The following is an 11,668-nucleotide window of genomic DNA, read 5'->3' on the forward strand; positions in this document are numbered from 1 at the left end:
GGCATCGATCTATGTCAGGTCGGCACGCTTTCCGGGAGTAATAGAGCCGACCACGGCGCCCAGCCCCATTTCATCGGCGCCGCCTTGAGTGGCCCAGTGCAATACCTGGCGTGGGACGAGGGACATCTCATTCCGAGCCATTGCCGTGGTCAGATTAAGGGTGGTTTGCATGACCTGAAACGGGTTGGCATTGTCCGCCAGTATGAGCGTGTCGATTCCTAGACTCAGCGCGATCCCCGCGTCGTGCAGGGCCATGATGGGTGGCAGGCCGTAGCCGACGCGCATCAAAGGCCAGGACACTTGGCCGGATCGCCTGTGAAGTGAGCGGTGTTTCAATGCCGCCAGCAGCAGGAACCCATCGAAGCGAGCAGCCGACTCAGGTCGACTGACGCGGTAGGGAATCCCCTTCCTTTCCGGCGAAAACCGGCCCTGACAAAGCGAGGTGGGGGAGGATGTCAAACAGTGCCCGTCGTCCGAAAGCGCGTTGCCCTGACATGGCTGATCTCCTTAAAGTATTGGGCCAAAGTTTTCTGAGGACGTGAGGCCAAGAGAAGTTCATTGCTGAATGGGATCACAGCCGGCTATCGACTACAAATTCTGGCTACTGATTGAGCGCAGAAACAGGGTGTCTGGATGCCGAAAAAAGCTATCTATCTATATAGCTATCAATCTATATAGATAGCGTTATTGCTATCCGATAACGCCCCACAACCTGCGAAAAGCCGTATTTCGGGGGTATTTACGTGGGGTTGATAAAGACGAGGCAGGTTCCAGCAAAAGACCGGCATAAAGACAGCGGGCGACAAGAAAATCCATCAGCCCAACGTCAGCACAGGTATCGACTACAAATTCCGGCTATACGGAGAAAGCCTCTGAAAACAAAGAAACCATAAAGATAGCTAGATATATAGCTATCTTTAAATTAAATAAGCTATTGTTTTTAAAGACTAATCTTTAAGTATTTCAAGAGGATTTTCGGGTAAAGCTTGCAAGGTATCGCCCAGAGAAAGCCGCAGTTGTGCCGCTTCATGGAAACGAAACACCAGGCTTTTGACCGTCTTGCCTTCGGTGATTGTCTCGTAGGAAATCGAGATGCCGGACTTGGCCATGATCTCGTTGATCGAGGGTGTGATGACCCGCTGACGCAGGTTGTTAAAGCGTTTGTAGCTGTCGCCCAGGTCCAGGAGGATGCGCAACCTTTCGACCTCGATGACCAGCACGCCGGTGCTCTTGAACTGCATCATCAGTTCGAACAGGCGAAAGCTGTGCATCGAATTGAGATTGGCCACGCGACGCAAATCGTAAGAGGTCAGCTTGCTGTTGAGCATCGACAGGTAGGGGATCACATCCACGGTGAAGTTAAGCGTGACCCGGCCCTCACCCTCCGCATAAGCCGCCTTGTAGACCCAGCGGATACGGGTGCGGTTCTTGCCGTCGAACGTCTGGATATCGCGCTCGTAGAGAGAGTCAGCGGCCTCTTTGAGGTTGGTGTAGGCAAAGCGGATCGGTACGCCGTAGATATCGGCGAAGTTCGCCGCCGTGACAGTGATCTTGGAAGGCATGGGTTTACGCGGGTCGACCTGAGCGATCGCGGCCAGCAACAGGCGCTGCTCCTGAAGGGTCAGGCGGTAGGAAGCACTGATCAGATCGTTGGCTTTTGTCACGAGCAGCGACGAAGGTTCTTTGGCAGTCATCGACTACTCCTGGCGCGTTGATGAGTCGATAGTACCAAGCTTGTCGAACGTTTTTCGTCTCGATTGCACATAGCCAGAATCTGTAGTCGTTGATGGCTTTGAGCTATAGCCAGAATTTGTAGTCGATAGGTTTCAGCGTGTTACCCGGAATTTGTAGTCGTCAGGGCACATTCGACGCTAGCCAGAATTTGTAGTCGTTGGCCGTCATTTTGGCTATAGCCGGAATTTGTAGTCGTTGTAACCAAGCGTGATTTCTGTAGGACCAGGCTGTAGGACGTCGTGTCATGGCTGAAGGCCGGGTTTCATAAGGCCTTGAGCCATAGCCGGAATTTGTAGTCGATGCATAATCGACGTTTTCCGGTGAATTCCAGGCCGTTTTGGTCACGCACAGTCCGGTTGTTGCCTGGAAGGAATCGGACCCTGGATAGGATCCAATAAGCGGCGTTCCAGCCTGTGGATAACAGCCGGAATTTGTAGTCGTCATAGCTGAAATTTGTAGTCGTTACAGCTGGAATCTGTAGTCGTGATAGCCGGAATTTGTAGTCGTATAGCCGGAATGTGTAGTCGTTGCACCTCTGGAGGCCTTGATTTACGTGGCCTCCAGAGGTGCTAAAAACAAGCTTTAAAAACAAGCTTTAAAAACAAGAAAAAACGATTTTAAAAACACACGCGAAGAGCCATTTTTTTCTGATGGGTAAAAATCAAAAGCAAAAAACAAAAACGAATAGCGCCAAAAGCCCCTGAGATCGCTCTCAATCGATTTTGTAGACACCCGATCATCACGGATGCGCAAAAGCAGTTTTTACCTCCCCTGCGGCTTCTCAAGAGCTTTTAGAGGCATTCCCGCATTGTTTACAGAGCGCTTTCACATGGATTTATGAAAAATGCCCCGGCGTCTGATGGGCAAAGCGCAAAAGCCCATGAATCAGCAACTGAACCCATCCCCAGAGCGTTAGGCGTACACCACCAGGGATGTCATTTCGATGCTCACGGCAAGAGATAACCCTGACAAGCAAAGCAAACAAACCCTTACGCAGCAAAAAAGCAGAGCCTTTCAAAGGATGTCGATTTTACCTACACGCTAAAGCCATTCAGCTGACAAGTAGCGTCTACGGCAGATTTTTCGCACAGACCTTAAAAAATAGCTAGCTATATAGATAGATAGCTATAATGAGCGTCGTCAAGATCAGCTATATATAGCTGCCGAAACAATAAGGAGACTGCAGTGACAATTTTCGCATGCGTCAATACCAAAGGTGGTGTAGGCAAGACCACAACCGCCGTGCATCTGGCAACCATGCTCGCCACACGGGGTAAAACATTGCTGATCGACGGCGACCCCCAGGCAAGCGCTGCCAGTTGGGCCGCCTGGCGTCGTGATAACCCCGAATACAGTCCAAGCCCGACTACAGTCTGCCTGCAAGGCAAAGCGATCAACTCTGAGGGCCGGCAACTGGCGACTTCTTATGAGCACGTCGTTGTCGATGCCGGCGGTCGCGACTCTGTCGGACTGCGCTCTGCGTTGTTGCTGGCTGAAGTGGTGATCGTTCCTGTCGGCGCCAGTTCATTCGATGCTGCAGCCATGACCGATCTGCTGACCGTCGTCGACCTGGCTCGCGACTACAACCCCGACCTGAATGTGAAGATGCTGCTGTCCAGGGTCGACACCCGTACCAAAGACACCGGCGAGATGCTGAATTTTCTGGAAGAACAATCCTTCAGCGTGTTCAAGACCAAAATCTGTGAGCGTGTCGCTTTCCGTCGTTGCATCAGCGAGGGCGCGATTGTTCATGAGCTCAAGCGTGACCATGCAGCCATCCAGGAAATGAACGCGTTCTTCGCTGAGGTGCTGGCATGATCAAATCCAAGCCCGATATAAAAAGCTTCAAGAAAGACCCGAACGAATTTCTCGAAGGCGGGGAAGCTGATAAAGCCCTGAACAAAGTGGTCGCCCGCGAAGAAGCGGTTGTTCAGGAACCGGTCATCGAAGCCTTCAAGCCAGAGCCCACCATCCAGAAATTGTTTCGCTTGCGCTGGGACATTGCCAACGCATTGAAAATCGGTGCGGCCCAGGAATCGGCCAGAAGCGGAAAGCGAGTCACCGAAACAGACATCGTCCAGCAGCTGCTCAAGAAGCATTACAACCTCAAGTGACTGAGCATAGCTATATAGCTAGCTATAGTTAAATCGCACGTCCTACGTGAATAACCTGGACAGTGACAAGTGATAGCTAGCTATATAGCCAGCTATCACCATTCAATACCACCCCATACGAGCATAAAGCTGGTCAGCTGCTTTTCTTTTTTGGCTTTTCGATCTGGATTGGTCGAGGGTGTGCGTGGTATATGGGTTGGATGTTTTAGGGGTGGTATTAAAAAGGAGGCTTCATGCTTACTGACATCGTACGGGTCCACGAGCGCCTGATTTCCCGGCTCCATGCATTCAATCAGTTGTGGCCTGCCTTGGTAGTCAGCGGCACTGTCTGGAAATTGCCCGTGCTGGCAGAACAAAAGGCTCCCGATCGGATCGATGCGCAACGCCTCGAGGGACAAGCCGCCATCGATGCCGCGTTGCAGGCCATGACGACCTTTGAACGTGCAGTAGGCCAGGCACCGGGCACCGTCATGCGACTGCCGGGCTACTTTGCGCTGCGCGATAGCGTTTTACCGTGGGTGAGGGAAATCAATGATCTCAAGGACGAGCTCATGGCGATGATCGAAAAGACGCGTCTGGAGCTCAATCTGGCCACCACGGCGCGCTCGAAGATCCTTCGTCAGGCACTGGGTCACCAATTCAGCATGAAGCAACTGGGTCGTCATACCCAGGCATTCGACAGCTGTCCTCGGCTGATTGTTTTTACCTGGGCAGGCCATACCACAGGAGGGGAACGCATCGAGGTGGGCAAGGTACGTGAGCTATTGGTCAAAGCTGCCGAACAGCAATCGGATCGCGATAACGTCGCCCCTGGCGAAACCCTGGCCGGTGCCGAGCTGCGTCGTATCGTCAATCTGGCCGACCATGCCACCCTGGTCAAATACAAGAAGGTCGCGCCGCATCCACGGGCCATGTTGTATTTTTCAGCCAGTTCACGCTATGACGCGATGATTCACAGCAACCTGCCGTTGTTCGTGCTGGCCGGGCAAGAACCGATTACCGTGCATGAGCTGCGCGACTTTGATCGACACACGCGCCAGGCTGAACGTCCGGACAAAAAAGCACGAATCGAGGTCATTCCACGGATGAATCTGTACCTCAATCCGAATGACCTGGTGGGCATGGGCAAGTCGCAATTACTGCAAAGTCGTACCAGTACGGTGGCGTCGACGTATTCCGACAGCCGCTCGAAAACGCCTCAGACCACGGCGACAGAGCCCGACGACCAGCTGGATCTCACGCTTGCGCCTGCAGATGACTGACGATCTGCGGACTGTTTTGCTCGATAAATGCGCCCCAGGCCTGCATCAACTGCCGGCGTTTATCGAGCAGGTCGCCACGGTGGTAGGCTGCTTCGACCTTATCGCCCAGCGTGTGGGCCAAGGCCATTTCGCAGACATCTCTGGGAAAGTCAGTGTGTTCTGCCGCCCAGGTGCGAAAGCTTGCCCGGAAGCCGTGGGGTACGTAGTCGTCGGCATTCAGTTGCGCCATGACCCGGCGAATGGCGTTGCCGGGCAACCCGTTGCTGCGCCGGGCATTGGGGAATACATATAAAGGATGCTTGCCGCGCTGCTGCTCAAGCACCTGCAGCGCCGCATCGTTCAAGGGTACGCGATGCAGCTTGCCGGCTTTCATGCGCACGGCCTCAATCGTCCACACCTGGTTGACCAGATCGAACTCGTCCCAGCGAGCTTCACAAACCTCTGAACTACGACAGGCGGTATGGATGATCAACTCACAAGCACGCGCCGCCGTGCTGTCCAGGCTGTCGAGCTGACGTACGAATGCGCCCAACCGCTCTGCCGGCATGGCCGAAAACGGCACCTGAGTACGCTTTTGACGTGGTAACAGCTTGTCCAGATGGCCACGCCAGCGAGCGGGGTTTTCACCGTGGCGCAACTTGCGGGCCTTGGCCGCATCGAGTACCAGCTCGATGCGGTTACGCAGGCGAAAGGCCGTTTCCGGAATCTGGCTCCAGATGGGGATCAACACCTGCAACACATGGTCGGTTTCAATCGCATCGATCGCCAGGCCGCCCAGGTACGGATACACATGATCACTCAGTGAATGCGCCCATTGCTGGGCGTGCCGGGCATTTTTCCAGCTTTGCCGATGCGTCTGGATATAACGCTCTGCCTCCACACGAAATGTCACAGGTTCGACAGGTAAAGACGACTGTTGCCCAGCGTGCCGCAGCGCCAACGGATCGATACCTTGTGACAACGCCAACCTGTGCGTGTCAACCGCCAGGCGTGCCGCCTTCAACGAAACCCCAGGGAACGCGCCAAGCCCCAGGTCATGACGGCGCTTGTTCAGCTGATAACGCAACACCCAGCTCTTGCTGCCACTGGCACTGACCCGCAAGAACAGCCCGCGCTCGTCGGCATAACGACCAGGTTTTTCCACGGATTTGGCAAACAGCTGGGTCAGCTTGCTCATTTCATTCTCACAAGGGTAATACGCGTAAAAAGAAAACTTTTCACCTCAATGTACGCGGAGGGAAGCTCCGCGTACATTTGCCATTCTACTCAACATTTATGGGAGTTTGTGTGCAGTAGTAGAAATTGAACCCTCAGGCTGGCCCTCATCGAAAGCGCGCACCGTTTGGTTGGGTGCGCGCTGTGATATCAGGGCTGACAGGCGCTGTCGGTCAGATCTTGAAGCTGTCGACCAGCTGTTTGAGGCGGCCGGCCTGTTGTGAAAGGGCGGCGCAGTCTTTGAGGGTTTCGTTGAGGTTGGCGACACCCTGCTGGTTAAGGGTGTTGATCTGATTGATGTCGACGTTCAGGGTTTCGACCACGGCGGTCTGTTCTTCGGTGGCCGCCGCGACCGACTGGTTCATGCCGTCGATCTCGCCGATACGTCGGGTGACGTCCTGCAGACGACTGCCCGCCTGGTTGGCCACCTCGACACTGCCTTGGCTGGAGGCCTGGCTTTCATTCATATTGACCACAGCATCCTGCGAGCCGCTTTGCAGTTCGCCGATCATCTTGTGAATTTCGTCAGCCGATTCCTGGGTGCGATGCGCCAGGTTACGCACCTCATCAGCGACCACTGCAAAGCCACGTCCGGCCTCGCCGGCACGCGCCGCCTCGATGGCAGCGTTGAGCGCCAAGAGGTTGGTTTGCTGCGAAATACCCTTGATCACGTCAAGAATGTGGCCGATGTTGTCGGTACTGGCATTGAGCTTTTCGATCTGCACACACGAACCGCTGATTTTGCTCGACAGCTCACTCATCGAGCGAATGGTCTGTTCGACTACACGACGACCGTCTTCAGCCTGCTCGCGGGCTTCGCTGGCCTGAACCGATGCATCGGAGGCGTTGCGGGCAATTTCCTGGGTCGCGGCGCCCAGCTCGTTGATCGCCGCTGCCACACTGTTGGTGCGTGCGCTTTGTTCGTCGAAGCCGATAATCGACGAGTTGGATGACTCCACCACTCGTTGCGACAGGTCATGTACTTGCAACGTCGCCGACGATACCTCCGCAATCGAAGCATGTACCCGCTCGACAAAACGGTTGAACGAGCTGCCCAGTTCGGCAAATTCGTCGTTGCCCTGCAGCTTCAAGCGTCGTGTCAGGTCGCCTTCACCTTCAGCAATGTCCTGCATGGCCCGGCCCATGTCGGTCAGCGGACGCATCAGTGCACTGATCAACAGGCTCAACAGCAAGGCAATCACTGCCACGGCAATCAGCACCGCAATCAACGCCGAACTGCGGAACTGGCTCAGCGGCGCATAGGCTTTTTCCTTATCGATCAACAGGCCGATATACCAGTCAGCTCCCGGCAAACCCGGAATCGGGGTAAACGACAACAGACGTTCCTTGCCATTGAGCACCACTTCACGCAGCGGCTTGTCTAGCGTCAGGTTCTGCCCGGGGTAAAGGTCCTTGAGGTTCTTCATCACCTGGTCTTTATCGGGGCTGACGATCACCTGCCCGTCACCACTGACCAGCACGGCATAGCCGAGGCCACCGAAGTCGACAGAGTTGATGATTTTGACCAGGGTATCGAGGCTCAGATCGCCGCCCGCCACACCGATGACCTGCCCACCGGCTTTGATCGGGCTGGCCACCGTGACCACCAGACCACCGACTGACGCCTGATAGGGCGCACTGATAATCGTCTTGTTGGCGGCCACAGTCGAGGTGTACCACGGCCGCTTGCGCGGGTCGTAACCGGCCGGCATTTGCGTATCGGGACGCTGGGTAAATACCCCGTCGCTGTCGCCGACATAAGTGAACTGAAAGGTCGAAACCAACGACTGCGCGCCGACCAGACCGCCCAGATCACTGCTTTTTATACCTTGGCGCTCCACGTCCTGTGTGAGGTTATCCAGTACCAGAATCCGGCCACTGAGCCAGTTCTGGACACTGCTGGCCGTCAACTCGCCCGCCTGACCGACCGAGGCCTCGAGGTTCTGGCGAATAGAGGTGCGTTGCAAATAATCGTTGTACCAAGTGAATAGCGCAAAGGCCAACACCACAACGCCGGACGCGGCCAACAGGATCTTATGACGAAACTTCAAATTCATCAGGGTCATTCTCAACAAGCAGCGGGAACAGGGAATACAGCAGGCATACGCCAAAGTTCAAGCGTTCTATTCACTTGAACAAAAACCAAGTTGTACGACAACAACGGAGGGATAAGGGGAAGTATAGGCGAGTTTTGAATAGCGTTTCATTAGGTGTCGGCCCAGTGGCATTATTTTTGTGAAGGGTCCTGGAGCCCTTTATAAACGGGGCCTGCGACAAATGAAAGGTTCATGAAAGCCAATCATCGTTTTTTTTAAAAATTACTGCTTTTGCCTTACAGCCTGCCGTTTGCCGGCCGATAGTGTGTGGCGTAATACCTTGCGATGGCCTCACAAAAACAATCCCCAGCGGCCCGAATCATTAAAAAAGACATTCCAGGAGAACGTCGAATGAATAGCTGGTTTTCCAATATCAGCGTCAATATGAAACTGGCTCTGGGCTTTGGTCTGGTGCTTGTTTTCACTGCCATCTTGGCCCTTGTCAGCTGGACCGGTCTGGGCAAGCTCATCGACCGTAGTAACTGGATGAGCGACATTTCCACACTCAACGCCCAACTGACCAAACTGCGGGTTACCCGCTTGCAGTACATGCTCGCCAACGGTGACGAAAAGGTCGCCGACACCGTGCAAACGTCGTTCGATGGCTTCAAGGGCCAGATCGACTACCTGCTCAAGACTTTCAAAAGCGCTGAAAACCTCAAGATGCTCAACCAATTGAGCCAGGTGAACAGCGCTTACCAGCAGTCGTTCAACGACATGCGCAGTGCCTACAAGACCAGTAATCAGTCCCGTGACAACATGGCCACTCATGCCCTGAGCGCCGTAGAACTGGTCGACCAGACCCTGGCCGAAGTACAAGGCGATGTCGATCGCCTCGAGCAGTACCAGGTCATGGTCCAGGCCCGGCTGGACCTGCTGAAAGTGCGCTATGAAATGCGTGGCTATGCGGCAGCCCCCAGCGCCGAAGGCGAGCAGAAAGTGCTTGGCCAGCTCGACTCGACCATCAAAAGCCTGGAGCGCATGAACAGCGTATTCGCCGGCGCCCAGGCCGAGCGTTTCAAACGGCTTGAAAGCGCTCTGCTGAGCTACCGTGCCGACATTCAGGGCTTCAAGGCTGCCGACGCGCAGATCGTTCAGGCCCGTAAAGAGATGACCACACAAGGCCAGGACATCGTCAAAATCAGCGACGCGCTGAACCAGTTGCAACTGGACCGCCGTGATGATGAAAGCGCCCAGGCGCGCCAGTGGCAGATCATCTGCACCCTGCTGGCCCTGATTCTTGGCGTTATCGCCGCCGTGCTGATCACCCGCCAGATCACTCGTCCGTTGCAAGAGACCCTGGACGTGGTCGAGCGTATTGCCTCGGGCGACCTGACCCACACCATGGCCGTCACTCGCCGTGACGAGCTGGGCGTGCTGCAACAAGGCATTCAACGCATGGGCAGCACCCTGCGCGAGCTGATCACCGGCATTCGCGACAGCGTGACCCAGATTGCCAGCGCCGCCGAAGAACTCTCGGCCGTGACCGAGCAGACCAGTGCCGGCGTTAATAGCCAGAAGGTCGAAACCGACCAGGTGGCCACCGCCATGCACGAAATGTCGGTCACCGTTCAGGAAGTCGCGCGTAATGCCGAAGAAGCGTCATTTGCAGCCTCCGCCGCTGATCGTGAAGCCCGCGATGGCGACCGTGTCGTCGGCGAAGCGATCACTCAGATCGAACGCCTGGCCACCGAGGTCAAGCGCTCTGCCGACGCCATGACCGAGCTGGAGCAAGAAAGCGACAAGATCGGCAAAGTCATGGACGTGATCAAGTCGGTTGCCCAACAGACCAACCTGCTGGCCCTCAACGCCGCCATTGAAGCAGCCCGCGCCGGTGAAGCGGGGCGCGGTTTCGCAGTGGTTGCCGACGAAGTTCGCGGCCTGGCCCAGCGCACCCAGCAGTCGACCGAAGAAATCGAAGGCCTGGTCGCCGGCCTGCAGAGCGGCACCCGCCAGGTATCGAGCATCATGCTCGGCAGCCGTGAGCTGACCAACAGCAGCGTCGAACTGAGCCGCAAGGCCGGCGAATCGCTGAGCAGCATCACCCAGACGGTGTCCAACATTCAGTCGATGAACCAGCAGATCGCCGCCGCTGCCGAACAGCAAAGCGCGGTGGCCGAAGAAATCAGCCGCAGCATCGTCAACGTGCGTGACGTGTCTGAGCAGACCGCGGCGGCCAGCGAAGAAACGGCGGCCTCAAGCGTCGAACTGGCACGTTTGGGCGGTCAGTTGCAGACGATGGTCAGTCGGTTCAGGGTTTAAACGCTTGGCAGTTATGCCTGTTCACGGGTTTAACGCTTTGCGTTGAACCTGTGTTTTAGACCGGCGATTTACGGCTCAACATACTGTCGGGGGGCATAGGCCAAGCTCACTGTGAGAGCCGAGCCGCACGAGTTGCAACACGTTTTCATCCAGATTGCTCCGAGAAACCCCTTCCTTCAGGTAGGGGAGGAAAGGAGCGCGGCGTAGCTGCATTGACTGTACATAAATACAGTTCAATGACACTATCCACCGATGAGCAAGCGCGCCTATAAATTCAGGTTTTACCCCACTTCAGAGCAGGAACTGCTACTGGAGAAAACCTTTGGCTGTGTACGCTACGTCTACAATTACATCCTGGATTTTCGCTCCAAAGCTTACGCCGAAGACAAGACGAACATTGGCTTTACTGGCGCTAATGCGGCGTTGACCCGGTTGAAGAAAGATCCAGAGAAGGCATGGCTCAACGAGGTCTCCAGCGTTCCTCTGCAGCAGGTGCTTCGCCACCAGCAAAAGGCTTTCATCAATTTCTTCGAAAAGCGCTCCGGATACCCTTCATTCAAAAAGAAACACCATCGTCCGCCGAGTTCACGCGCAGTGCCTTCAAGTATGTCGACGGGAAGCTTTTCATTGCGAAAAGCAAGGTGCCCCTTGATATTCGCTGGAGCCGAGGCGTGCCGGGTGAGCCTTCCACCGTCACGGTTTCAAAAGACAGGTCCGGTCGTTATTTCGTGTCCCTGCTGTGTGACTTTGAGCCTGAAAAGCTTGCTGTCTCACCCCGCATGATCGGTATTGATCTGGGGATCACAGACCTGTTTACGCGATGCGACGGAAAGAAAGAGCCCAATCCAAAACACACGGCCAAATACGCCGCCCGGCTCGCGCTGCTACAGCGCCGACTGGCCAAAAAGAAGCTCGGCTCAGCCAATCGCCTGAAAGCGAAACGCAAGGTGGCCAGGCTGCACGCAAAAATTTCAGATGCCCGCCA

The 11,668-nt window shown here is 55.3% G+C and carries 9 protein-coding genes and 2 pseudogenes; 6 read left to right on the forward strand and 5 right to left on the reverse strand.

The features are described from left to right. Positions 1–9 precede the first annotated feature (9 nt). Positions 10–459, reverse strand: coding sequence for an amidohydrolase family protein (locus tag ACYP2A_RS04930; RefSeq protein ID WP_459743286.1), 450 nt, complete (start codon positions 457–459; stop codon positions 10–12). A gap of 488 nt (positions 460–947) precedes the next feature. Beyond that, on the reverse strand, positions 948–1,694 hold the full coding sequence (locus ACYP2A_RS04935) for a replication initiation protein (RefSeq protein ID WP_459743288.1): 747 nt from the start codon (positions 1,692–1,694) through the stop codon (positions 948–950). 1,225 nt (positions 1,695–2,919) lie between these two features. On the opposite strand from ACYP2A_RS04935, the gene ACYP2A_RS04940 reads away from it, so the two are divergent. The 3 genes from ACYP2A_RS04940 (at position 2,920) to ACYP2A_RS04950 (ending at position 5,110) form a co-directional block, all read left to right on the forward strand. After that, positions 2,920–3,552 carry an AAA family ATPase gene (locus ACYP2A_RS04940; protein WP_459743290.1) on the forward strand — a complete coding sequence of 211 codons (633 nt, stop codon included), beginning with the start codon at positions 2,920–2,922 and terminating at the stop codon, positions 3,550–3,552. Continuing rightward, positions 3,549–3,848 (forward strand): hypothetical protein, encoded by a 300-nt coding sequence (locus ACYP2A_RS04945; RefSeq protein WP_459743292.1) that lies wholly within the window; start codon positions 3,549–3,551, stop codon positions 3,846–3,848. The genes ACYP2A_RS04940 and ACYP2A_RS04945 overlap by 4 nt, the downstream gene beginning before the upstream one ends. A gap of 233 nt (positions 3,849–4,081) precedes the next feature. Further along, positions 4,082–5,110 carry a DNA replication terminus site-binding protein gene (locus tag ACYP2A_RS04950; protein WP_459743293.1) on the forward strand — a complete coding sequence of 343 codons (1,029 nt, stop codon included), beginning with the start codon at positions 4,082–4,084 and terminating at the stop codon, positions 5,108–5,110. Here ACYP2A_RS04950 and ACYP2A_RS04955 read toward each other — a convergent pair. From ACYP2A_RS04955 to ACYP2A_RS04965, 3 genes and pseudogenes are all read right to left on the reverse strand, one after another. Further along, positions 5,085–6,287 carry a tyrosine-type recombinase/integrase gene (locus ACYP2A_RS04955; RefSeq protein ID WP_459743295.1) on the reverse strand — a complete coding sequence of 401 codons (1,203 nt, stop codon included), beginning with the start codon at positions 6,285–6,287 and terminating at the stop codon, positions 5,085–5,087. The genes ACYP2A_RS04950 and ACYP2A_RS04955 overlap by 26 nt on opposite strands. A 211-nt stretch (positions 6,288–6,498) precedes the next feature. Next, positions 6,499–7,287: a methyl-accepting chemotaxis protein gene (locus tag ACYP2A_RS04960; RefSeq protein ID WP_459743299.1), complete on the reverse strand. Its 789-nt coding sequence runs from the start codon at positions 7,285–7,287 to the stop codon at positions 6,499–6,501. A 117-nt stretch (positions 7,288–7,404) separates the two neighbouring features. Next, a pseudogene (locus tag ACYP2A_RS04965) lies at positions 7,405–8,391 on the reverse strand (cache domain-containing protein); the annotation flags it as partial. A 414-nt stretch (positions 8,392–8,805) separates the two neighbouring features. Between ACYP2A_RS04965 and ACYP2A_RS04970 the strand changes: the two are divergent. From ACYP2A_RS04970 to ACYP2A_RS04980, 3 genes and pseudogenes are all read left to right on the forward strand, one after another. After that, positions 8,806–10,683, forward strand: a complete 1,878-nt coding sequence (locus tag ACYP2A_RS04970) for a HAMP domain-containing methyl-accepting chemotaxis protein (protein ID WP_459743300.1) — start codon at positions 8,806–8,808, stop codon at positions 10,681–10,683. Between the two features lie 252 nt (positions 10,684–10,935). Then, positions 10,936–11,013 (forward strand): annotated as a pseudogene (locus ACYP2A_RS04975) (helix-turn-helix domain-containing protein); the annotation flags it as partial. Positions 11,014–11,138: 125 nt separating this feature from the next. Further along, positions 11,139–11,668, forward strand: a 530-nt coding sequence (locus tag ACYP2A_RS04980) for an RNA-guided endonuclease InsQ/TnpB family protein (protein WP_459743297.1), incomplete at its 3' end; no start/stop codon positions are given.

The sequence above is a fragment of the Pseudomonas sp. 3A(2025) genome (assembly GCF_054589175.1).

What these genes read in the sequence shown, in the direction of transcription:
- ACYP2A_RS04935 (WP_459743288.1), bottom strand. Translation starts at nt 1,694, where the DNA reads ATGACTGCCAAAGAACCTTCGTCGCTGCTCGTGACAAAAGCCAACGAT.
- ACYP2A_RS04945 (WP_459743292.1), top strand. Translation starts at nt 3,549, where the DNA reads ATGATCAAATCCAAGCCCGATATAAAAAGCTTCAAGAAAGACCCGAAC.
- ACYP2A_RS04950 (WP_459743293.1), top strand. Translation starts at nt 4,082, where the DNA reads ATGCTTACTGACATCGTACGGGTCCACGAGCGCCTGATTTCCCGGCTC.
- ACYP2A_RS04955 (WP_459743295.1), bottom strand. Translation starts at nt 6,287, where the DNA reads ATGAGCAAGCTGACCCAGCTGTTTGCCAAATCCGTGGAAAAACCTGGT.
- ACYP2A_RS04970 (WP_459743300.1), top strand. Translation starts at nt 8,806, where the DNA reads ATGAAACTGGCTCTGGGCTTTGGTCTGGTGCTTGTTTTCACTGCCATC.